We start from the raw sequence: 22242 nt of genomic DNA on the forward strand, positions 1-22242 counted from the left end.
TGCATGGAGAGAAATGTCACGCTGGACTTTGTCCGCGGCGTCGCCATCCTCGGTATCCTGCTTCTCAATATCAGCGCCTTCGGCTTGCCGAAGGCCGCTTATCTCAATCCCGCCTGGTCAGGAAGCGCGTCCCTTAGCGATGCCTGGACCTGGGCGCTCCTCGACCTGCTGGCGCAGGTGAAGTTTCTCACCCTGTTCGCGCTGCTGTTTGGCGCCGGTCTTCAGCTATTGCTTCCGCGAGGGAAGCGCTGGATCCAGTCGCGGCTGACGCTGCTGGCGCTGCTCGGTTTCATTCACGGTCTTTTTTTCTGGGATGGCGATATTCTGCTGGCCTATGCCCTGGTGGGGCTGGTGAGCTGGCGCATGGTGCGTGAGGCGCACCATGTCAAATCGCTGTTCAACACCGGGGTGGTGCTCTACCTCACCGGCATTGCGGTGCTGGTCCTGTTGGGGATGATCTCCGGGACCGCAGCGAATCGCTCGTGGGCGCCGGACGCGGCGAACCTGCAGTATGAGCAGTACTGGAAGCTGCACGGTGGCATGGAGGCGGTCAGCAACCGGGCGGATATGCTATCTGACAATCTGCTGGCGCTGGGCGCGCAGTATGGCTGGCAGCTGGCGGGGATGATGCTGATGGGCGCGGCGCTGATGCGCAGCGGCTGGCTGAAGGGACAGTTTAGCCTGCGTCACTACCGGCGTACCGGCGCGCTGCTGGTGGCGGCCGGCATGGCGGTCAATCTGCCGGCAATATTCGCCCAGTGGTATCTGGCCTGGGACTATCGCTGGTGCGCGTTTTTACTGCAGGCGCCGCGCGAACTTAGCGCCCCGCTGCAGGCTATCGGCTATGCCGCGCTGGCCTGGGGCTACTGGCCGCAGCTCTGCCGTTTCCGCCTGGTGGGCGCTATCGCCTGCGTCGGACGCATGGCGCTGACCAACTACCTGCTGCAGACCCTGATCTGCACCACCCTGTTTTATCATCTTGGGCTGTTTATGCGCTTCGATCGTCTGCAGCTGCTGGCCTTTGTCCCCCCCATCTGGGCCGTTAACCTCCTTGTCTCATCGCTCTGGCTGCGCCGCTTCCGCCAGGGGCCGGTGGAATGGCTGTGGCGTCAGTTAACCCTGCGTGCGTCAGGCACATCATTGAAAGACACATCCAGATAACGATCTCGATCACAATCATTAACAAAACGGATGTAAACGTTTCCAGCCGTGTGACCTCACTCACGCAGCGGACCGCGGGTCGCTGCCAGAATAGCCTCCTTGCTAAGCACAGGAGGTGAATGTGACGTGCTGTAATTCTCTTAAGGTCGCTGAGTATGATCACCATTCGTGATGTCGCCCGCCAGGCGGGCGTTTCCGTGGCCACCGTGTCGCGGGTGCTGAATAACAGCGCGCTGGTGAGTCCGGATACGCGCGACGTGGTGATGAAAGCGGTGACCCAACTGGGCTACCGGCCCAACGCCAACGCCCAGGCGCTGGCCACCCAGGTCAGCGATACCATCGGCGTAGTGGTGATGGACGTCTCCGATGCCTTCTTCGGCGCGCTGGTGAAAGCAGTGGATACCGTTGCTCAGCAGCATCAGAAATATGTGCTGATCGGCAACAGCTATCACGAGGCGGAAAAAGAGCGTCACGCCATCGAGGTGCTGATCCGTCAGCGCTGCTCGGCGCTGATCGTCCATTCGAAAGCGCTGAGCGATGATGAACTGAGCGACTTTATGCAACATATCCCGGGGATGGTGCTGATCAACCGCATCGTGCCGGGGTATGCCCATCGCTGCGTCGGACTCGACAACGTCAGCGGCGCGCTGATGGCCACCCGTATGCTGCTCAATCATGGTCACCAGCGCATCGGCTATCTCTCCTCAAACCACGGCATTGAAGATGACGATATGCGCCGGGAAGGGGGGAGCAAAGCGCTGCAGGAGCAAGGCATCATCGCCCCGGACAGCTGGATCGGTTCCGGCTCCCCGGATATGCAGGGCGGTGAAGCGGCGATGGTCGAACTGCTGGGGCGCAATCTCGGCCTCACCGCGGTGTTTGCCTATAACGACAGCATGGCGGCCGGCGCGCTGACGACGCTGAAGGACAACGGCATTGTCGTGCCGCAGCATCTGTCGCTGATTGGCTTTGATGATATTCCAATTTCCCGTTACACCGATCCTCAGCTCACCACCGTGCGCTATCCGGTAATGTCGATGGCAAAGCTGGCCACCGAGCTGGCGCTGCTGGGGGCGGGCGGCAAGCTGGATCGCGAGGCGACGCACTGCTTTATGCCGACGCTGGTGCGCCGTCATTCCGTTGCCCAGAGGCAAACTGTGGGGCCGATCACTAACTGACGCGATCGCGGGATGTAACCGCTTTCAATTTGTGAGTAAATTCACAGTATATTAACATTCGCCTGATTATGATGGCAGCGTTTACCAGTCTGAACCACGAGGTGATGGATATTCCTCACTTTATTTAGTAGGAACAAGGCGTTAAACGAGTTTTACAGTCGTATTTTTCTGGAGCGTTACCCGACACGGAAGACCGAATTTTCGTCGTGAAATGCGTTGTGCGGTAACACTAATGCAACAAATCCCGCCTGCATTTTCTCACAATAATGACCCTGCATAATAAAACCGGAGATTCCATGAATAAGAAGGTGTTTACCCTGTCTGCTGTAATGGCTGGTCTGTTATTTGGCGCCGCCGCACACGCAGCAGATACCCGTATCGGCGTGACGATTTATAAATATGACGACAACTTTATGTCGGTAGTGCGTAAGGCGATTGAAAAAGATGGCAAATCCGCGCCAGACGTCCAACTGTTGATGAATGATTCGCAGAACGACCAGTCGAAACAAAACGATCAGATTGACGTGCTGCTGGCGAAAGGCGTGAAGGCGCTGGCGATTAACCTGGTTGACCCGGCCGCCGCAGGTACGGTGATTGAAAAGGCGCGCGGGCAGAATATTCCGGTGGTGTTCTTCAACAAAGAGCCTTCCCGCAAAGCGCTGGATAGTTATGACAAGGCTTATTACGTCGGTACCGACTCGAAAGAGTCGGGGATTATTCAGGGCGATCTGATCGCCAAGCACTGGAAAGCCAACCCGAACTGGGATCTGAATAAAGACGGTCAGGTCCAGTACGTTCTGCTGAAAGGCGAGCCGGGCCATCCGGATGCGGAAGCGCGTACCACTTACGTTATTAAAGAGCTGAATGATAAAGGTCTGAAGACCCAGCAGCTGCAGCTGGATACCGCGATGTGGGATACCGCCCAGGCGAAAGACAAAATGGACGCCTGGCTCTCCGGCCCGAATGCCAACAAGATTGAAGTGGTGATCGCTAACAACGACGCCATGGCGATGGGCGCGGTTGAAGCGCTGAAAGCGCACAACAAGAGCAGCATTCCGGTGTTCGGCGTTGATGCCCTGCCGGAAGCCCTTGCGCTGGTGAAATCCGGCGCGATGGCCGGTACTGTGCTGAACGATGCCAACAACCAGGCGAAAGCGACCTTCGAGCTGGCGAAAAACCTTGCCGACGGGAAAGACGCCGCGGCAGGCACCAACTGGAAAATTGACAACAAGATTGTTCGCGTCCCCTACGTGGGCGTCGATAAAGACAACCTGAGCCAGTTTACCGGCAAATAATCGTGATGTGAGTTGCGGGCGTGGGTTATCCACGCCCGATTATTCCTGATACAGAACCAGACTCCTGCTGGCGCTAGTGCGCCGGACGGGGCTTGCATGAACGCAGCCAGGTATAACTATGGTCAGCAATAATAGCGAACGGTCAGGCGAATATTTGTTGGAGATGAGCAACATCAACAAATCGTTTCCTGGCGTCAAGGCTCTTGATAATGTCAACCTGAAGGTTCGTCCGCACTCCATTCATGCGTTAATGGGTGAGAACGGCGCCGGTAAATCGACATTATTAAAATGCCTTTTTGGGATCTATCAAAAAGATTCCGGTAGCATTCTTTTTCAGGGAAAAGAGATCGATTTCCATTCGGCGAAAGAAGCCCTGGAAAACGGTATTTCGATGGTGCATCAGGAATTAAACCTGGTATTACAGCGTTCGGTCATGGATAACATGTGGCTCGGGCGCTATCCAACTAAAGGCATGTTTGTCGATCAGGACAAAATGTACCGGGATACCAAGGCCATTTTTGATGAGCTGGATATTGATATCGATCCGCGCGCCCGCGTCGGTACCTTATCGGTATCTCAGATGCAGATGATTGAGATCGCGAAGGCGTTTTCCTATGACGCCAAAATCGTCATCATGGATGAGCCGACGTCATCGCTGACGGAAAAAGAGGTCAACCATCTGTTTAAGATCATCCGTAAGCTGAAAGATCGCGGCTGCGGTATCGTCTATATCTCGCATAAAATGGAAGAAATTTTCCAGTTGTGCGATGAAATAACCATCCTGCGCGACGGCCAGTGGATCGCCACCCAGCCGCTGGAAGGGCTGGATATGGATAAGATCATCGCCATGATGGTCGGGCGTTCGCTTAACCAGCGTTTTCCGGATCGCGAAAACACTCCGGGCGAAGTGATCCTCCAGGTGCGCAATCTCACCTCGCTGCGCCAGCCCTCCATTCGCGATGTCTCCTTTGACCTGCATAAGGGCGAAATTCTCGGTATCGCCGGCCTGGTGGGCGCTAAACGCACCGACATCGTGGAGACCCTGTTCGGCATCCGTGAGAAGGCCAGCGGCACCATCACGCTGCACGGCAAGAAGATCAACAACCACAGCGCCAACGAGGCGATTAACCACGGTTTTGCGCTGGTGACCGAGGAGCGGCGCTCTACCGGGATTTACGCCTATCTGGATATCGGGTTTAACTCGCTGATCTCCAATATTAAGAAATATAAAAACAGCGTCGGCTTGCTGGATAACTCGCGAATGAAGAGCGATACCCAATGGGTTATTGACTCGATGCGCGTCAAAACCCCCGGTCAGCATACGCAGATTGGCTCGCTTTCCGGTGGTAACCAGCAAAAGGTCATTATAGGCCGCTGGCTGCTGACCCAGCCGGAGATCCTGATGCTGGATGAGCCAACGCGCGGTATCGACGTCGGCGCCAAGTTTGAAATCTATCAGCTGATTGCCGAACTGGCTAAAAAAGACAAAGGGATCATTATTATTTCTTCCGAAATGCCGGAACTGCTGGGGATTACCGACCGCATTCTGGTGATGAGCAACGGCCTGGTCGCGGGCATTGTTGAGACTAAAACCACCACGCAAAACGAAATACTGCGTCTTGCGTCATTGCACCTTTAAGATCAGGGGCTTCACATGAGTGCGTTAAATAAAAAGAGTTTTCTCACTTACCTGAAAGAGGGTGGGATATATGTTGTCCTTCTGGTCCTGCTGGCCATTATTATTTTCCAGGATCCGACATTTTTAAGTCTGCTCAACCTGAGTAATATTCTGACCCAGTCCTCGGTGCGTATTATTATTGCCCTCGGCGTGGCCGGACTTATCGTAACGCAGGGGACCGACCTCTCCGCCGGCCGTCAGGTGGGTCTGGCGGCGGTGATTGCCGCCACCATGCTGCAGGCGGTGGATAATGCCAATAAGGTATTCCCGGATATGGCGACCATGCCGATCCCGCTGGTGATCCTGCTGGTGTGCGCCATCGGGGCGGTCATCGGCCTGATTAACGGGATCGTCATTGCCTACCTGAACGTGACGCCGTTTATTACCACTCTCGGCACCATGATTATCGTCTACGGCATTAACTCGCTGTACTACGACTTCGTGGGCGCGTCGCCGATCTCCGGCTTCGACAGCCACTTCTCCCATTTCGCGCAGGGGTTTGTGGCGCTGGGCTCCTTCCGCCTGTCCTACATTACCTTCTACGCGCTGATTGCCGTCTTCTTTGTCTGGATCCTGTGGAACAAGACGCGCTTTGGCAAAAACATTTTCGCTATCGGCGGTAACCCGGAAGCGGCGAAGGTCTCCGGGGTTAACGTAGCGTTAAACCTGCTGATGATCTATGCCCTCTCCGGCGTGTTCTACGCCTTCGGCGGCCTGCTGGAAGCCGGACGTATCGGTTCGGCGACCAATAACCTCGGCTTTATGTATGAACTGGACGCCATCGCCGCCTGTGTGGTGGGCGGCGTATCGTTCAGCGGCGGGGTAGGGACCGTATTCGGCGTGGTGACCGGGGTGATTATCTTCACCGTCATCAACTACGGCCTGACCTATATCGGCGTCAACCCTTACTGGCAGTACATTATTAAGGGGGCGATTATTATCTTCGCCGTGGCGCTGGACTCCCTGAAATACGCCCGTAAGAAATAAGGTTGAACGCATCAAAAACCCGCGCCTGGCGCGGGTTTTTTTATATCTGAAACGAATGCGTTGATGGAGGCTACTTTTCTTTCTGCAGCTCCAGCAGCTGCTCCGGGGTCACGGCCGGGTAGGACTGGGCGTCATCCGGCACGTCATGCTGCTGCGCCGGAATCGGGATGAGAGGGCCGAGAAAGCGCGGTTCCCGTTTGAAGATATAGAGGTCCGCCAGCGCGCCAAAGCGGGCGCCGAACTCGCGCAGCCGCACGCTCCACATATCCTTCGGCGACGGCACCGCGTAGCACTGGGCCTGGATCCCCATATGCAGGGCGATAAACAGCGCCCGTTCGCAGTGGAAGCGCTGGGTGATGATAATGAAGTCGTTGGTGTCGAACACTTTCCGGGTACGGACGATCGAGTCGAGGGTACGGAAACCGGCATAGTCCAGTACGATATCCGCGGGATCGACGCCGCCTTTAATCAGGTCCCGACGCATGGTCATCGGTTCATTGTAGCTTTGCAGAGCATTATCGCCGCTCAGCAGGAGATAGTTGACCTTGCCGCTGTTGTAGGCGTTCAGCGCACCCTGGATGCGGTAACGGTAATACTGATTGATGACGCCGGTGCGGTAATATTTGGCGGTGCCCAGCACCACACCGACCTGACGGTAGGGCAGGTCCTGCAGTTCATCATAGATATAGGGCGCGGTTTTCCAGCTCATCCAGCGGTCAAGGCCCAGCACGGTCAACAGCAGCAGGCCGAGCAGGACTAACAGGCTGTAGAACGCACGCTTTAACATGAACTTGGCTCAATAATAGACAACGGAGTCTTCAGGCTACTTTACCCGCCGGGTAAGCGCAAGAAACCCGCGTTTGATTGCGGGGATTTTCAGCAATATAGACAGATCGCCGAATGCAGGCCGGGTAAGGCGTGAGCCGACACCCGGCATAGGGATCTTCAGCTCGCCATGGCGCGAACCGTAGGTCGGGTAAGCGTAGCGCCACCCGACACCTAACGGTATAAAAAGTCGGCCGGATAAGCCGAAGACGCCGTCCGGCAATCTGCTCAGGCTGATCAACCTAACAGGACGCGCTCAATATTGTGGCAGCCCAGCGCCTTCAGGGTGGCGACGGTGGCATCCCACTGGATCAGCGCCGCGTCGGCTTTCTCCGCCAGGATTGCCCGCTGGATAGCGGGATAATCATAGCCGTTGAGGCTCAGGAGATTCAGCGCCCCCTGCAGCGGCGGCAGCGTCGGGTTGAACGCTGCGTTTTCCGCATAGCTACCGCTGAAAATGGTACCGTCTTTCAGCTCCAGCGCCACGCCGGAAGGCGAGTGGCTGTAGGGCGCATGGCAGCGGTTGGCGGCCTGAATAGCTGCCTGGGTCAGGGCATCGCCGCTCACCGGGTAGCCATGGTCCTGTTCATCCATCAGCAGGGTTTTGATCTCGAGGTCTTTCGGGCCAAAGGCGTCCGGCAGATAGTGCTCCAGAGCATGCGCTTCGCGACCCGGCAGATGAATGCGCAGCGCCAGCCCGCTGTTCAGTTCGTTCATAAACTGACGGCAATGACCGCACGGCGTGTAGTTCACCGTGATAGCGCGCAGGGAGGTCTCGCCGCGCAGCCAGGCGTGGCTGATGGCGCTCTGTTCCGCGTGAACGGTCTGCTGCATGGTAGCGCCGAGAAACTCCATGTTGCCGCCAAAGTACCAGCGGCCGCTGACGCCGCGGGCGATAGCCCCGACGTTAAAATGAGAAAGGTCGGGGCGCGCGCAGGCAGCGGCAAGCGGCAGTAGCGCAAAAGCCAGCGCGTCTTCGTCCAGACCTGTCGCATGCTGCAGCGTCGCCACCTGATCGGCTTCGAGCAGCGCCGGGAAATGCGGGTCGGCGAGCATCGGGGCGATGGCCGCCTGCAGATCTGCTGCCAGAGTCGTCAAAGCAGCTTGAAAACGTGAGTGCATAGCGTTGCCTCATAACAGTGTAATGGGAAGCCAGTGTACGGGCGGCCAGCGGTTCCATATGTGATGAATATCTCATTCTTTATGCAACTCCGATTTGTTGTATTAAAAAAATGTGATTTAAATCACCATTAACCTACCACTGCGAGGATCAGCGGAAATAAGAACGGCGCCATCAACGAGGTGATGATCCCGCACAGCACCAGCGCCAGTGAGCTAAACGCGCCTTCCTGATAGTCCAGCTCGGCGCAGCGGGCGGTGCCGAGGGCGTGCGAGGCGGTGCCCATTGACAGGCCGCGCGACGCTTTGGTGCGAATGCGCATCAGGTTAAGCAACGTATGCCCAAATACCGCGCCGAGGATGCCGACAAAAATTACGCACACGGCGCTGATGGCCGGAATGCCGCCGATGCTGCCGCTAACCGCCATAGCAATCGGCGTAGTGACTGACTTAGGCAGAATAGAGGCGGCGATTTGCGGCGTGGCGCCCATCAGCAGAGCGACGGTGGTGCCGGTGATCATCGCCACGCAGCTGCCGATAAAGCAGATGGTAATGATAGATTTCCAGCGGGCGCGGATCTGGTGCAGCTGTTCATACAGCGGGAACGCAAGGGTCACTACCGCCGGCTGCAGTAGATCGTTCAGGACTTTGCTGCCGGCAAAATAACGCTCATAGGAGATCCCGGTCAGCAGAAGAAATGGAATAATCACCACCATCGCCACCAGCAGCGGGTTGAGCAGCGGGAACTTAAAGCGGGCCGCCAGTTTGCGGGCGAGAAAAAAGACGATCAGGGTTAGCGGTAGCGACCACCAGATTTCATGCATCATTCTTCTTTTCCTTTTTGGCCAATCACTTTACGTTCGCCATGCACCAAATGGGAGCTCCAGCTCACCACTACAAACACCACCAGCGTACTGATGGCGCAGGAGATAACGACAGGCCCCAGCTGGGCGCGCAGCAGATCCCAGTACTGCATCACCCCAACGCCGATCGGCACGAACAGCAGCGCCATATAGCGGATCAGGATATTACAGCCGGGGTTGACCCATTGCGGCGGCATAATTTGCAGCGCCAGCAGCACGAAGAGGATCAGCATGCCGATGATGCTGCCGGGGATAGTGATAGGCAGCAGCCCGGCGATAAAAATTCCGCCGTACAGGCAGGCGTAAATCAGGACGAAAGCCCGCAGGTACTGCCAGATAATAGTCAGCGATTTACTCATGGTAATAACCCTTGATGAAGTGCATTCATCATACAATTAATCCCTAAAATGTGCTACCGATCACATCATGAATTCTATGCATAGCGCTGATAGCTTACGGGAACCATAGTCTCACCCGTCAGGGCCCGACACCTTGCGGCTCAGGCGGGATCGCTCCCCACGCTACCTTGCTGGATGAGGCGCGGCAAATAAAGGCGAATGGGACGCCACAGACCCCTGTAAAGCATAGAGATTATCTCGCCGCTTTGCCGCATCGAGCGTGCGGGGAACGGCGTGCGTCTGGTCCGACGCATTGAGCGCTTTCAACCAGCGCCCGTAGGCGCTACCATAGCGCCTCTTTTTTTTCCGGGTAACGATATGCGTGTTCTACTGGCGCCGATGGAAGGCGTGCTCGATTCGCTGGTGCGCGAGCTGCTGACCGAGGTTAACGATTACGATCTCTGCATCACCGAATTTCTGCGCGTGGTGGATCAACTGCTGCCGGTAAAATCGTTCTACAGGCTATGCCCGGAACTGCATCACCAGAGCCGCACGCCGTCCGGAACCCGCGTACGCGTCCAGCTGCTGGGACAATATCCCGAGTGGCTGGCGGAAAATGCCGCCCGCGCGGTGGCGCTGGGTTCATGGGGGGTGGATTTAAACTGCGGCTGTCCGTCGAAGCTGGTAAACGGCAGCGGCGGCGGGGCAACGCTGCTGAAAGATCCAGAGTTGATCTATCGCGGCGCGAAAGCCATGCGAGAGGCGGTTCCCGAGCATCTGCCGGTGACGGTGAAAGTTCGTCTTGGCTGGGACAGCGGTGAACGGCGCTTTGAAATCGCCGACGCGGTGCAGCAGGCGGGGGCCAGCGAACTGGTGGTTCACGGCCGTACCAAAGAAGATGGCTACAAAGCCGAACGCATCAACTGGCAGGCGATCGGCGAGATCCGCCAGCGCCTGACTATCCCGGTGGTCGCCAACGGTGAAATCTGGGACTGGCAAAGCGCCCAGGATTGTATGGCTGTCACCGGCTGCGATTCGGTGATGATTGGCCGCGGGGCGCTCAATGTGCCGAACCTCAGCCGGGTGATCAAATACAATGAACCGCGCATGCCGTGGCCGCAGGTGGTCCAGCTGTTGCAAAAATATACCCGCCTGGAAAAGCAGGGTGATACCGGTCTGTATCATGTGGCGAGAATTAAGCAGTGGTTAGGCTATTTACGCAAGGAATATACCGAGGCGCTGACCCTGTTTAATGAAATTCGCGCCCTGCAAACGTCTGCTGAAATAGCGGCGGCGATCGGCCGCTATTAACCGCCATACTGTTATTCGCTTCACATATTATTACTTGCATGCCTATTGATGATAGGCATGGGTTGAATAAAGTGATAATGTGCGGTCAATCAATTCAGGATTGCTACTGAACTCAGGCAAAACCTAAGCACTTTCGTCATTCGTGGCGCAAAGTGCTTAGGTTTTTTTTTGGTAAAAATTCAGGGTGGATAAAATGATGATGTAAAACAATGAGATGTGAATAACGATTTCTCTGGCATTGTCGCGGTTTTATTACCGACGGACGCTTTTTGCCATTCATTTTTAAAAAAAGAAAACGGGTAAATAAATAGCCTGGGGATCCCCTTTGTTTTTATTCAGTCACGGTGGATATCACAATGCATAACAAAAAAATAAATCAGCTTTTGATCGGCGCTATGCTGGCGGCCATGGCGCCTGCCGTGAGCGCCGCGGACATCCCGGCGTGGAACGGCAGCGCGCTGGGGTTTGAAGCCGGGCAGCAAGGGCTGCTGGGCGATATGCTAGGCATTCGTCCGATCCTTGAAGAAAACGGCTTTCATTATAATCTCGGCTATCTTAACGAGATGGCCTACAACGCCGGCGGCGGTTATGACCATGATAAACACCTGGCCTATATTGACCAGGTGGCGCTGACCTTTACCCAGGATCTGGAGCGCTGGACCGGCATACCGGACGCGCGGCTTGAGGGCAATATCGTCAACCGCAACCACGATGATAATCTCACCACGAAACGGCTGCAGGATCCGCGGGTGAGTTTCAACGATCTATCGCAGGAGAGCTGGAGCGGCGGGTCGATTACCCGCCTTGGCTGGCTCACCTTTGCCCGCAGCTTTGACGACCGCCGCCTGACCTGGCGCATCGGCATGATGAACAAGGTGCAAACCTTCGACCAGATCATTCCCTGCGATTTTCAGCTGCTGACCCAGTGCGGCGGGAAATCGGCCAACTCGCTGACCTGGAATAACTGGAACATTCACACCTGGGGCACCACCCTGGAGTACAAGCTGACGCCGACCGTCACCCTGAAAGGCGGAGTGATGGAGCAAAACCCGCAGGCTACCGCGCGCAGCCACGCGTGGAGCTGGTCGACGAAGGGTAGCAAAGGCATCTTACTGCCGATGGAGATCGAAACCCGTCCGCTGATTAATGGCCTGCCGGGAGCCTATAACCTTGGCGTGGTCTGGACTAACGCGCCGCAGAGCGACCTCTACAGCGGTAAATCCGGCGGCGCCGGGGCGACCGATCCGCAAGGTTACGCCGAGCACGACAGCACCTGGTTTATGTACGCCGGCCTGAACCAGCAGATCACCCGCCACGCCGACGACCCGCTGCGGGGAATGAGCGTCTCACTGAGCGGCAGCCTCAGCGACCAGCGCAGCAACTATATCCACTCCGCCGTCGCCGCCTCCATGCGCTACCGCGGTCTGTTTGACGCCCGCCCGGAGGACTGGATTGGCTTCGGCCTGACGTGGATCGACATGAGCAGCCACTACGCACGTAATCAGCGCTATATGAATCAGATAAGCGGCGCCACCGACTATAACGATCCGGCTTACCAGCCGGTGGCCGGTCATTCGCTGAACGGTGAGCTCTATTATCGCTTCCGCCCGGTCTCCTGGCTGGAGCTGCAGCCGGGCCTGCAGTACTGGCACCGTCCGGGCGGCGTCGCGCAGACCCAGGATGCGTGGGTAGTGGAGTGGAAAACCGTCGTGACCTTCTGATAGTCGCGATCTTAATCACGTTTTTTCACTTGTCAGGTTGAGCGCGCAGCAGAAGTTGTTACAGTGCGGGTGTTGGATTGCAACTGCTGCGGCAGGCAAAACCTGATCACCTGGCGTTTCGTCGGGGGTCAGGTTTTTTTGTTTCTGGGGTCTATATGCAAATCGCCAAAGTACTCAATAACAATGTGGTGGTGGTTCTCGACGAGCACCGGCGCGAACAGGTGGTGATGGGGCGAGGGCTGGCCTTTCAGAAACGCCCGGGCGACGTGCTGGACGACAGTAAAATTGAAAAAGTTTTCGCCTTACAAAGCGATGAGCTGGTCGGCCGCTTAGGCGAGCTGCTCAGTCAGATACCGTTAGAAGTGATGACCACCTGCGATCGCATTATCGACCTGGCACGCGGACGGCTGGGCAAGTTACAGGAAAGTTTGTACATCACGTTAACGGATCACTGTCATTTTGCTATCGAGCGGCAGAAAAAGGGCATCGCACTGCGTAACGTGCTGCTGTGGGAGATTAAGCGGCTGTATCCGAAGGAGTTCGCGCTGGGCCAGGAGGCAAGGGCCATCATTGCCAAAAGGCTCGGCGTGGAGCTGGCGGAGGACGAAGCCGGATTTATCGCCCTGCATCTGGTGACGGCGCAGCTCAACAGCGAAATGCCGGAGGTCATGCACGTGACCCGGGTGATGCAGGAGATCCTGCAGCTGGTGAAGTATCAGCTGCAGCTTAACTACGATGAAGAGTCGCTGAGCTATCAGCGTTTCGTCACCCACCTGAAGTTTTTCGCCCAGCGGATGCTGACGCGCACGGTGGTGGAAGATGACGACGTCTCGCTGCACAGCGCGGTGAAAGATAACTACGCCAAAGCGTGGAAGTGTGCGGAAACGGTGGCGACGCATCTGCAAAAGCAGTATCAGCGGTCGCTGACCACCGAAGAAATTATGTTTCTTGCCATTCATATCGAACGGGTAAGAAAAGAGGGGCGTTAATTCTCCCCAACAAAACTGGATTGTTACTGCATGATGCAGGCAAAACCTGAGCGCGACGCCCACCGGCGTGGTTCTCGGGTTTTTTTATTTTTTACTACTCAGTCGCCGGTTGTCTGCGGGCAGCGGCAGTAAGGAAAAGAGCATGGAATATAAAGCACTCGCGCAGGATATTCTCAGCCGCGTCGGCGGCAAAGAGAACATTGTGAGTCTGGTTCACTGTGCGACACGTCTGCGTTTTAAACTGAAGGATAACGGCAAAGCCGATGCCGAAGGGCTGAAGGCCAATCCGGGCGTGATTATGGTGGTGGAGAGCGGCGGCCAGTTTCAGGTGGTGATTGGCAACCACGTTCACGACGTCTGGCTGGCGGTGCGCCAGGAGGCGGGGTTGAGCGATGACAACGAACCGGTTGCCGAGGAAAAAGCGGCCAAAGGATCGGTGTTAAGCCAGCTTATCGACATCATCTCCGGCATCTTTACACCGTTTATCGGCGTGATGGCGGCAACCGGTCTGCTGAAAGGCCTGCTGGCGCTGGCGGTGACCTGCGGCTGGCTTACGCCGGAGCAGGGGACTTATAAAATCTGGTTTGCCGCCAGCGACGCGCTGTTCTTTTTCTTCCCGCTGTTTCTTGGCTATACCGCCGGGAAGAAGTTTGGCGGCAACCCGTTTATCTCGATGGTGATTGGCGGGGCGTTAACCCACCCGCTGATGATTCAGGCCTTTGAGGCCAGCCAGGCGCCGGGCGCGGCGGTGGAGCACTTTCTCGGCATTCCGGTGACCTTTATCAACTACAGCTCATCAGTGATCCCGATTATTCTCGCCTCATGGGTCTCCTGCTGGCTGGAGCGCAAGAGCAATGCGCTGTTGCCGTCATCGATGAAAAACTTCTTCAGCCCGGCGATCTGCCTGGCGGTGGTGGTCCCGCTCACCTTCCTGGTGATTGGCCCGGTCGCCACCTGGCTGAGCCATCTGCTGGCCAACGGCTACCAGTTCATTTATGCGTTTGCCCCATGGCTGGCGGGCGCGGTACTGGGCGCCATGTGGCAGGTGTGCGTTATTTTTGGCCTGCACTGGGGGCTGGTGCCGTTGATGATCAACAACATGACGGTACTTGGTCACGACTCCATGCTGCCGATTATTCTTCCGGCGGTGATTGCCCAGGTGGGGGCGGTTCTGGGGATTTTGCTGGCCACCCGCGATGCGCGTCAGCGGATGCTGGCCGGTTCCGCCTTCTCTGCGGGGCTGTTTGGCATCACCGAGCCGGCTATCTATGGTCTGACCCTGCCGCTGCGTCGTCCGTTTATCTTCGGCTGTATCGCCGGCGCCATCGGCGGGGCGATCACCGCCTTCAGTAATAGTCATGCTTACTCGTTCGGCGTGCCGAATATCTTTTTCCCGGCGCAGATGATCCCGCCCGGCGGGATTGACGCCAGCGTCTGGGGCGGGCTTATCGGCACCGGCGTGGCTTTCGTGCTCGCCTGCGTGCTGACCTTCTTCGCCGGCCTGCCGCGCGCCAGCGCTGCACCGGGCGCCGTGACGGTAGCCCCGGCCTCGGCAAACGATATTCTGGCGCCGATGAGCGGCAGCGTTATCGCCCTCGAGCAGGTGCCGGATAGCACCTTCGCCAGCGGCCTGCTGGGTAAAGGGGTCGCCATTATCCCGGCGGTGGGCCAAGTGATTGCCCCGTTCCCGGGCGAAGTGGCCTCCCTGTTTCAGACTAAACACGCCATCGGCCTGCAAAGCGACAGCGGCATTGAGCTGCTGATCCACGTCGGCATCGACACGGTCAAACTCGACGGCGTGCCCTTTACCGCGCATGTGAAAGAGGGCGACAGGGTACAGGCCGGCGATCTGCTGATTGAGTTTGATCGCCAGGCGATTCTGGACGCCGGCTACGACCTGGTGACCCCGATCATTATCAGCAACAGCGACGACTACCGGGAGATTGATACGGTGGCGTCCAGCACCGTCGAAGCCGGTCAGCCGCTGTTGTCAGTCAGCCATTAATCACAGGAGAAAAAGATGAAAACATTCCCGACGGATTTTTTATGGGGCGGCGCGACCGCGGCCAATCAGGTGGAAGGTGCTTATCTGGAAGATGGCAAAGGCTTATCCACCTCCGATGTGCAGCCGCACGGCGTTTTCGGCGAAGTGGTCGAGCGTGTACCCGGCGACAGCGGCATAAAAGATGTGGCGATCGATTTTTACCATCGCTATCCGGAAGATATTGCCCTGTTTGCCGAGATGGGCTTTAACTGCCTGCGAGTCTCCATCGCCTGGACCCGCATCTACCCCAACGGCGACGACGCCGAGCCGAACGAAGCCGGCCTCGCGTTCTACGACAAGCTGTTCGACGAGATGGCGAAGCACAACATCACCCCGCTGGTGACGCTGTCGCATTATGAAATGCCATGGGCGCTGGTAAAAAACTATGGCGGCTGGGGCAGCCGGGAGGTGATTGGCTTCTTTGAGCGCTACGCCCGGACGGTGTTCAGCCGCTATAAAAATAAGGTCAAACTGTGGCTGACCTTTAACGAAATCAATATGTCGCTGCATGCCCCGATGACCGGCGTCGGCCTGCCGGCCGGCAGCAGCAAAGGCGAGGTGTATCAGGCGATTCACCACCAGCTGGTGGCCAGCGCGCTGGCGGTCAAAGCCTGTCATGAGCTGGTGCCTGAGGGCAAAATCGGCAATATGCTGCTCGGCGGGCTGATGTATCCCCTGAGCTGCAAACCGGAGGATGTGTTTGAGACGCTGCAGGAGAACCGCAGCTGGCAGTTCTTCGGCGACGTACAGGCGCGCGGCGCGTACCCGGGCTATATGCAGCGCTATTTCCGTGACAACGGCATCACGCTCACCATCACCGACGCCGATCGTGAAGCGCTAAAAACCACCGTCGACTTTATCTCCTTCAGCTACTACATGACCGGCTGCGTCACCGCCGACGAGGCGCTGAACCAGCAGGCGCGCGGCAATATTCTCAGCATGGTGCCGAACCCGCACCTGGCGAGCTCGGAGTGGGGCTGGCAGATAGACCCGCTGGGCCTGCGCACGCTGCTGAACGTGCTGTGGGATCGCTACCAGAAGCCGCTGTTTATCGTGGAAAACGGTCTGGGCGCCAAAGATAAGGTGGAAGCCGACGGCAGCATTAACGATGACTACCGCATCAGTTACCTGAACGACCACCTGGTGCAGGCGCGGGAAGCCATTGACGATGGCGTTGAGCTGATGGGCTTTACCAGCTGGGGACCGATTGACCTGGTGAGCGCCTCAAAGGCGGAGCTGTCGAAGCGCTACGGCTTTATCTATGTCGACCGCCATGATGACGGTACCGGCACCCTGGCGCGCAGTAAGAAGAAGAGCTTTGGCTGGTATAAAGAGGTGATTGCCAGCCGCGGCGCCAGCCTGAAAGCCTAAAGGATGCCCGCCCGGCCATCGCCGGGCGGGGGGTTAGCCCGGTTTACGCGCGCGCAGTAAAAAGATCATCGGACGTTCTTTCTCTTCATCCAGGGCGGGCTGTTGGACAATCTGTTCGGCGCTCGGACCCCACTCATCCAACTGCTCCAGCACAAAACCCGCGGCGATAAGCGCGTTTATCCAGCTTGAGAGCTTGCGATGTTGCTTGATGACGCCCTCGGCAAACCAGTTGCTGACGCGCTCACCCTCCTGCTGATAGTGACTGACCGGCCAGCTTTTTTGCCCCTGCTCATCCACCCGCCAGCCCTGCTGCAAGGGGGCGGTATAGATGGGATGTTCGGCGGAAAAGACCAGGGTGCCGCCGGGAACCAGCGCCTGCTGCAGGGTGGCGAAGAGCGGGGCAATGTCCGGTAAATAATGCAGCGCCAGCGAGCTGTAGACCAGATCGCAGCTGTTGGCGGGCAGCGTCAGGGTTTGCAGATCGGCGTAGCGGTAGACAATCTCATCCCCGCGGGTCATCTCCCGCGCCTGCGCCAGCATCCGCTGGGAGATATCAAAACCGGTTATCTGGCTGGCTCCCTGCTGCTGTGCCCAGCGGCAAAACCAGCCGTAGCCGCAGCCGAGATCCACCACCCGCAAACCGGTTATCGGCGGCAACATTGCCTGCAGGGAAGGCCACTCCGGTGCGCCTTCCAGCCCCTTCACCGAGCGATCGAGGGTCGCATAGCCGGCAAAAAACTGCGGGTCGTCATAAATATTCTGGCTCATATTCATCCCTTGAATTGATAAGGTTGTTTATTTTTAGCAAACTAATAATTTAGTCACACGCTTTACTAAACGCGTTTAATTCAATTAACTTATGATAACCAACCTGATTAAGTTATCTGACCTGTCCAATGAAATTGATATTAAATAAAAGCGTGCTGGCGGCATTGCCCCTGGCCATCGCGCTGGCTGGCTGCGCGCCATCTCATGAGGTTGCTAATCCGCCGCAGCAGCAAATTCCAGCCTCCCATGTTTCCATGGATCTCCCTGCCGCCGTGAAAAATGGCTGGCCGCAGACTGACTGGTGGAAAGATTACCATGACCCACAGCTTAATAATCTGATTCAGCGAGCGTTGGCCAACGCGCCGGATATGCAGATTGCCGAACAGCGCATCAGGCTTGCCGAAGCGCAGGCGCGAATGTCGCAGGCGAATCTTGGCCCGGAGATGGATTTCTCCGCCGATATTGAACGCCAGCGCATGTCGGCCGAAGGCCTGATGGGACCGTTTGCTACCGACACCGACGGCAATACCGGCCCGTGGTACACCAACGGTACCTTTGGCCTGACCGCCGGTTGGGATCTCGATCTGTGGGGAAAAAACCGTGCGCTGGTGAAAGCGCGTATCGGCGAGCTGAAAGCCCAGGTTGCTGAACAGGCCCAGACCCGTGAGCTGCTCTCCGGCAGCGTGGCGCGTCTGTACTGGCAGTGGCAGACGGAAGCGGCGATCAAAGCGGTGCTGCAGCAGGTGAAAAACGAGCAAAATAATATTGTGACGGTCGACAAGGCCCTGTATCAGCGCGGGATCACTAACTCCGCCGAAGGGGCGGAGAACGATATTAACGTCAGCAAAACCGACCAGCAGCTGGCGGACGTGACGGGCACGATGAAAGAGATTGAAGCGCGGCTGATGGCCCTGACCAACAGCCAGAGCCAGTCGCTAAACCTCAAACCCGCAAGCCTGCCAACGGTCAGCGCGCAGCTGCCAGATACCCTCGGCTATGAGCTGCTGGCGCGCCGCCCGGATCTGCAGGTCGCCCACTGGTATATTGAGGCGTCCCTGAGCGAAGTGGACGCGGCGAAAGCGGCGTTTTATCCGGACATCAATCTGATGGCGTTCCTGCAGCAGGATGCCCTGCACTTAAGCGATCTTTTCCGCCATTCGGCGCAGCAGATGGGCGTTACTGCCGGGTTGACGCTGCCGATCTTTGACAGCGGCCGCCTTAACGCCAACCTGGATATCGCCAGCGCGCAGAATAGCCTGTCGATCGCCCAGTACAACAAAGCGGTGGTGGATGCCGTTAACCAGGTGGCGAAAACCGCCAGCCAGGTCGAAACATTAATGGCCAAAAGCCAGCAGCAGCAGCAGGTTGAAAAAGACGCTCAGCGGGTAGTGGATCTGGCGCAGGCCCGAATGGCGGCGGGGATCTTACCTGGCTCCAGAGTCAGTATGGCGAAGCTCCCGGCGCTGCAGGAGCGGATCACCGCATTGCGCCTGCACGGCCAGTGGATTGACGCCAGCATTCAACTGACCTCGGCCCTCGGCGGCGGCTACCACCAGACGGTGAAGTAACCGCCAACCACGGTGCGCCCGCGGGCGCGCCGCTTAGTCTTTCTTCTTACTTTCGCGCTGCCTGAGCCACCAGTGGGCGGCCACCACCACCACCACCGCGAGGATCAGCCAGATCCAGTGCTTCAGATGGGCGTCCAGATGATGCAGCCACGGGCCAACCACCTCGCCGCCGAGATAGCCAATGGTGGTAAACAGCAGGGCCCACACCAGCGCTCCGACAATATTCAGCGGCAGGAAAATGCGCGGCGGCAGGCGGCTGGCGCCGATCAGCAGGGGGCCGATTACCCGGAAGCCATACATAAAGCGGGTGCCGATGACAAACAGCCACGGCCGGTGCTGGATCATACGCTGCGCTTTACGGATCCGCGCTTTCTGACTGGCGAAACGGCGCAGGATGCGTCCCCCGAAGCGGCGGCCGACCAGATAGAGTAGCTGATCGCCAATCATCCCGCCGAGGGCGACGGCGATCACCACTAGGGGAAATTTCAGTAGCCCCTGATGCGCCGCGACGCCGCCCAGCAGGGTAATGGTCTCACCTTCCGCCATGCTGCCGACGATCAGCGCCGCGTAGCCATACTGGGAAATCAGGTGATTGATATCCATAAAAAGCTTTTCTCCTTACCTCATCACCTCTTAATCATACACCCTGCTGACCAAAACGCGGCGACGCAGAATTTTCTGTGCTGTACATAAAATAATCTACAGGGTGAATTATACTTGGATCAGTGCAGTACGAAGCCGTGACAAGGGGGACGCTATGAACCATGTCTGGGGGCTCTTCGCTCATCCCAACCGGGAAATGAGCGTGATTAAGAGCGAGAATGAAACCATTTCTCATCACTATACGCATCATGTGCTGCTGATGGCGGCGGTTCCGGTAATCTGCGCCTTTATCGGCACCACGCAGCTGGGCTGGAACTTCGGCGATGGCACCGTGATTAAACTGTCGATGCTGACCGGACTGGCGCTGGCGGTGCTGTTTTACGCCGTGATGCTCGCCGGGGTGGCGATCATGGGGCGGGTCATCTGGTGGATGGCGAGGCAGTATCCGCAGCAGCCTTCCCTGAAACGCTGCATGGTGTTTGCCGGCTACGTCGCCACCCCGCTGTTTCTGAGCGGGATTGTGGCGCTCTATCCGCTGGTCTGGCTGTGCGCGCTGGTCGGTACTATTGCGCTGTTCTATACCGGGTATCTGCTGTATCTCGGCATTCCGACCTTCCTGAGCATTAATCGGGAAGAGGGGTTAAGCTTTGCCAGCTCGACGCTAGCTATTGGGGTACTGGTGCTGGAAGTGCTGCTGGCCATCACCGTGGTGCTCTGGGGGTATGGCTACCGACTCTTCTGATCGGGCGACACGGGTAAATATGCATTGCCGGCAAATATGTATTTTATGTCGGCAATGCAGCATTTCTTCACGATTCTTATTAGGCACAGGGCCTTACGGCGCGGTATGATGGCGTTTGCCAGCGAAGTTGCCCACTTAACCTCGCGGCGTACGTTCCATAACGTGCAAAAATACTTTTCAGAATGCCCATGATGCCGAAATTTCGAGTCTCTTTGCTCAGCCTGACCTTGCTGCTGGCTGTGCCTTTTGCGCCCCAGGCGTTAGCAAAAACCCCGACGGCGGTGACCGCCTCGCAGCCGGAAATTGCCTCCGGCAGCGCCATGATCGTCGATCTGGCCACGAAAAAAATCATTTATGCCAGTCAGCCGGATCTGGTGCGCCCGATGGCGTCGATCACCAAAGTGATGACCGCCATGGTGGTGCTCGATGCCCATCTGCCGCTGGATGAGATGCTGACGGTGGATATCAGCCATACGCCGGAAATGAAGGGGATCTACTCCCGCGTGCGCCTCAACAGCCAGATTAGTCGCCGCGATATGCTGCTGCTGGCGCTGATGTCTTCCGAGAACCGAGCGGCCGCCAGCCTGGCGCATCACTATCCGGGCGGCTACGACGCTTTTATTCGCGCGATGAACGCCAAAGCCCAGGCGCTGGGCATGACCCATACCCGCTACGTGGAGCCCACCGGCCTGTCGGTGCATAACGTCTCCAGCGCCCGCGATCTGACCAAACTGCTGATCGCCAGCGAGCAGTATCCGCTGATCGGCCAGCTGAGCACCACCAAAGAAGAGACCGCCACCTTCGCTCATCCGGCCTACAGCCTGCCGTTCCGCAACACCAACCATCTGGTGTATCGCGATAACTGGAACATTCAGCTGACCAAAACCGGCTTCACCAACGCTGCCGGCCACTGCCTGATTATGCGCACGGTGATTAACCAACGTCCGGTGGCGCTGGTGGTGATGGATGCCTTCGGCAAATATACCCACTTCGCTGACGCCAGCCGCTTGCGGACCTGGATTGAAACCGGGAAGGTGATGCCGGTACCCGCCTCGGCGCTGACCTATAAAAAGCAGCGCGAAGCGCAGATGGCGGAGGCGATGCTGAAAGGCGGCGCGCAGACCGCGCAGAACGATTAATCTGCATGTCTCCCGGATGGCGGCGCATTGCGCCTTATCCGGGCTACGTGATTTGGCGCCGGGTTCATCCCCTTCGTAGGCCCGGCAAGCGCAGCGCCGCCGGGCAATCAGGTCGAGTGCCGGTGTTTGTGGCGGATGGCGGCTCGCGCCTTATCCGGCCTACGTGATTTGGCGGCGGGTTCATCCCCTTCGTAGGCCAGGCAAGCGCAGCGCCGCCGGGCAATATACCCGACACCGTGCCGCGTGTGTGGCGGATGGCGGCTCGCGCCTTATCCGGCCTACGTGATTTGGCGGCGGGTTCATCCCCTTCGCAGGCCCGGCAAGCGCAGCGCCGCCGGACAATATACCCGACACCGTGCCGCGTATGTGCCGGATGGCGGCTCGCGCCTTATCCGGCCTACGTGATTTGGCGCCGGGTTTGCCCCTTTCGTAGGCCCGGCAAGCGCAGCGCCGCCGGGCAATCAGGCCGAGTGCCGGTGTTTGTGCAGGATGGCGGCTGACGCCTCTCCGGAACCGCGCTGAACGATAGCCCGGCTAAGGCG

Annotated in this window: 18 protein-coding genes and 1 pseudogene; 13 read left to right on the forward strand and 6 right to left on the reverse strand. The window is 57.7% G+C overall.

Translation table 11 applies throughout. The features are described from left to right. Window positions 1–3: 3 nt before the first annotated feature. From yeiB to mglC, 5 genes are all read left to right on the forward strand, one after another. Entirely contained in the window at window positions 4–1161 is a 1158-nt protein-coding gene (gene yeiB, locus DR88_RS05315; protein WP_004149106.1) for a DUF418 domain-containing protein YeiB, read from the forward strand. 155 nt (window positions 1162–1316) lie between these two features. Further along, window positions 1317–2339: an HTH-type transcriptional regulator GalS gene (galS, locus tag DR88_RS05310; protein WP_004149105.1), complete on the forward strand. Its 1023-nt coding sequence runs from the start codon at window positions 1317–1319 to the stop codon at window positions 2337–2339. Window positions 2340–2635: 296 nt separating this feature from the next. Further along, the gene (gene mglB, locus DR88_RS05305; protein ID WP_032443976.1) at window positions 2636–3634 is read left to right on the forward strand and encodes a galactose/glucose ABC transporter substrate-binding protein MglB; all 999 of its coding nucleotides are present in this window, start codon (window positions 2636–2638) and stop codon (window positions 3632–3634) included. A gap of 118 nt (window positions 3635–3752) precedes the next feature. Continuing rightward, entirely contained in the window at window positions 3753–5273 is a 1521-nt protein-coding gene (gene mglA, locus DR88_RS05300) for a galactose/methyl galactoside ABC transporter ATP-binding protein MglA (protein WP_002912876.1), read from the forward strand. Between the two features lie 15 nt (window positions 5274–5288). After that, on the forward strand, window positions 5289–6299 hold the full coding sequence (mglC, locus tag DR88_RS05295) for a galactose/methyl galactoside ABC transporter permease MglC (RefSeq protein ID WP_002912871.1): 1011 nt from the start codon (window positions 5289–5291) through the stop codon (window positions 6297–6299). 70 nt (window positions 6300–6369) lie between these two features. On the opposite strand, the gene sanA is transcribed toward mglC, so the two are convergent. From sanA to DR88_RS05275, 4 genes are all read right to left on the reverse strand, one after another. Beyond that, the gene (gene sanA / locus DR88_RS05290; protein ID WP_002912870.1) at window positions 6370–7086 is read right to left on the reverse strand and encodes an outer membrane permeability protein SanA; all 717 of its coding nucleotides are present in this window, start codon (window positions 7084–7086) and stop codon (window positions 6370–6372) included. A 275-nt stretch (window positions 7087–7361) separates the two neighbouring features. Continuing rightward, a complete protein-coding gene (gene cdd, locus DR88_RS05285; protein ID WP_004200488.1) occupies window positions 7362–8246 on the reverse strand; it encodes a cytidine deaminase in 885 nt (294 codons plus the stop codon). A 128-nt stretch (window positions 8247–8374) separates the two neighbouring features. Then, entirely contained in the window at window positions 8375–9070 is a 696-nt protein-coding gene (locus DR88_RS05280; RefSeq protein ID WP_025861584.1) for a CidB/LrgB family autolysis modulator, read from the reverse strand. Further along, entirely contained in the window at window positions 9067–9465 is a 399-nt protein-coding gene (locus DR88_RS05275) for a CidA/LrgA family protein (protein WP_004175078.1), read from the reverse strand. The genes DR88_RS05280 and DR88_RS05275 overlap by 4 nt, the downstream gene beginning before the upstream one ends. Window positions 9466–9822: 357 nt before the next feature. Here DR88_RS05275 and dusC point away from each other — a divergent pair, with 357 nt between their 5' ends. The 5 genes and pseudogenes from dusC to DR88_RS05250 all read left to right on the forward strand — a co-directional run bounded on the left by dusC (window position 9823) and on the right by DR88_RS05250 (window position 16880). Further along, window positions 9823–10755: a tRNA dihydrouridine(16) synthase DusC gene (gene dusC / locus DR88_RS05270; RefSeq protein WP_002912862.1), complete on the forward strand. Its 933-nt coding sequence runs from the start codon at window positions 9823–9825 to the stop codon at window positions 10753–10755. Between the two features lie 356 nt (window positions 10756–11111). Further along, entirely contained in the window at window positions 11112–12476 is a 1365-nt protein-coding gene (locus DR88_RS05265; protein ID WP_004149100.1) for a carbohydrate porin, read from the forward strand. A 155-nt stretch (window positions 12477–12631) separates the two neighbouring features. Next, complete coding sequence (gene bglG / locus DR88_RS05260; RefSeq protein ID WP_002912842.1) at window positions 12632–13465, forward strand: transcriptional antiterminator BglG; 834 nt, start codon at window positions 12632–12634, stop codon at window positions 13463–13465. A gap of 30 nt (window positions 13466–13495) precedes the next feature. Continuing rightward, a pseudogene (bglF, locus tag DR88_RS05255) lies at window positions 13496–15470 on the forward strand (PTS beta-glucoside transporter subunit IIABC). Between the two features lie 15 nt (window positions 15471–15485). Further along, window positions 15486–16880, forward strand: a complete 1395-nt coding sequence (locus DR88_RS05250) for a glycoside hydrolase family 1 protein (RefSeq protein WP_004149097.1) — start codon at window positions 15486–15488, stop codon at window positions 16878–16880. Window positions 16881–16913: 33 nt separating this feature from the next. Here the strand turns inward: DR88_RS05250 and DR88_RS05245 are convergent, their stop codons facing one another. After that, a complete protein-coding gene (locus DR88_RS05245) occupies window positions 16914–17648 on the reverse strand; it encodes a class I SAM-dependent methyltransferase (RefSeq protein WP_004175087.1) in 735 nt (244 codons plus the stop codon). Window positions 17649–17776: 128 nt separating this feature from the next. On the opposite strand from DR88_RS05245, the gene mdtQ reads away from it, so the two are divergent. Further along, window positions 17777–19216 (forward strand): multidrug resistance outer membrane protein MdtQ, encoded by a 1440-nt coding sequence (gene mdtQ, locus DR88_RS05240; protein ID WP_004149095.1) that lies wholly within the window; start codon window positions 17777–17779, stop codon window positions 19214–19216. Window positions 19217–19249: 33 nt separating this feature from the next. Here the strand turns inward: mdtQ and DR88_RS05235 are convergent, their stop codons facing one another. Next, window positions 19250–19819 (reverse strand): DedA family protein, encoded by a 570-nt coding sequence (locus DR88_RS05235; RefSeq protein WP_025862286.1) that lies wholly within the window; start codon window positions 19817–19819, stop codon window positions 19250–19252. 154 nt (window positions 19820–19973) lie between these two features. Here DR88_RS05235 and DR88_RS05230 point away from each other — a divergent pair, with 154 nt between their 5' ends. Both DR88_RS05230 and pbpG read left to right on the forward strand, forming a co-directional pair. Then, window positions 19974–20561, forward strand: a complete 588-nt coding sequence (locus tag DR88_RS05230) for a Yip1 family protein (protein ID WP_002912831.1) — start codon at window positions 19974–19976, stop codon at window positions 20559–20561. A 188-nt stretch (window positions 20562–20749) separates the two neighbouring features. Then, entirely contained in the window at window positions 20750–21700 is a 951-nt protein-coding gene (pbpG, locus tag DR88_RS05225; protein ID WP_025862285.1) for a D-alanyl-D-alanine endopeptidase, read from the forward strand. Window positions 21701–22242: the final 542 nt, after the last annotated feature.

Origin of the sequence: Klebsiella pneumoniae (assembly GCF_000742135.1) — a bacterium.
GTDB lineage: Bacteria > Pseudomonadota > Gammaproteobacteria > Enterobacterales > Enterobacteriaceae > Klebsiella > Klebsiella pneumoniae.

Coding starts and splice junctions, on each gene's coding strand:
- sanA (WP_002912870.1), bottom strand. CDS start 7,086: ATGTTAAAGCGTGCGTTCTACAGCCTGTTAGTCCTGCTCGGCCTGCTG.
- dusC (WP_002912862.1), top strand. CDS start 9,823: ATGCGTGTTCTACTGGCGCCGATGGAAGGCGTGCTCGATTCGCTGGTG.
- DR88_RS05250 (WP_004149097.1), top strand. CDS start 15,486: ATGAAAACATTCCCGACGGATTTTTTATGGGGCGGCGCGACCGCGGCC.
- DR88_RS05265 (WP_004149100.1), top strand. CDS start 11,112: ATGCATAACAAAAAAATAAATCAGCTTTTGATCGGCGCTATGCTGGCG.
- mdtQ (WP_004149095.1), top strand. CDS start 17,777: ATGAAATTGATATTAAATAAAAGCGTGCTGGCGGCATTGCCCCTGGCC.
- mglB (WP_032443976.1), top strand. CDS start 2,636: ATGAATAAGAAGGTGTTTACCCTGTCTGCTGTAATGGCTGGTCTGTTA.
- cdd (WP_004200488.1), bottom strand. CDS start 8,246: ATGCACTCACGTTTTCAAGCTGCTTTGACGACTCTGGCAGCAGATCTG.
- DR88_RS05235 (WP_025862286.1), bottom strand. CDS start 19,819: ATGGATATCAATCACCTGATTTCCCAGTATGGCTACGCGGCGCTGATC.
- DR88_RS05280 (WP_025861584.1), bottom strand. CDS start 9,070: ATGATGCATGAAATCTGGTGGTCGCTACCGCTAACCCTGATCGTCTTT.
- DR88_RS05275 (WP_004175078.1), bottom strand. CDS start 9,465: ATGAGTAAATCGCTGACTATTATCTGGCAGTACCTGCGGGCTTTCGTC.
- bglG (WP_002912842.1), top strand. CDS start 12,632: ATGCAAATCGCCAAAGTACTCAATAACAATGTGGTGGTGGTTCTCGAC.
- mglC (WP_002912871.1), top strand. CDS start 5,289: ATGAGTGCGTTAAATAAAAAGAGTTTTCTCACTTACCTGAAAGAGGGT.
- galS (WP_004149105.1), top strand. CDS start 1,317: ATGATCACCATTCGTGATGTCGCCCGCCAGGCGGGCGTTTCCGTGGCC.
- pbpG (WP_025862285.1), top strand. CDS start 20,750: ATGATGCCGAAATTTCGAGTCTCTTTGCTCAGCCTGACCTTGCTGCTG.
- DR88_RS05230 (WP_002912831.1), top strand. CDS start 19,974: ATGAACCATGTCTGGGGGCTCTTCGCTCATCCCAACCGGGAAATGAGC.
- mglA (WP_002912876.1), top strand. CDS start 3,753: ATGGTCAGCAATAATAGCGAACGGTCAGGCGAATATTTGTTGGAGATG.
- DR88_RS05245 (WP_004175087.1), bottom strand. CDS start 17,648: ATGAGCCAGAATATTTATGACGACCCGCAGTTTTTTGCCGGCTATGCG.
- yeiB (WP_004149106.1), top strand. CDS start 4: ATGGAGAGAAATGTCACGCTGGACTTTGTCCGCGGCGTCGCCATCCTC.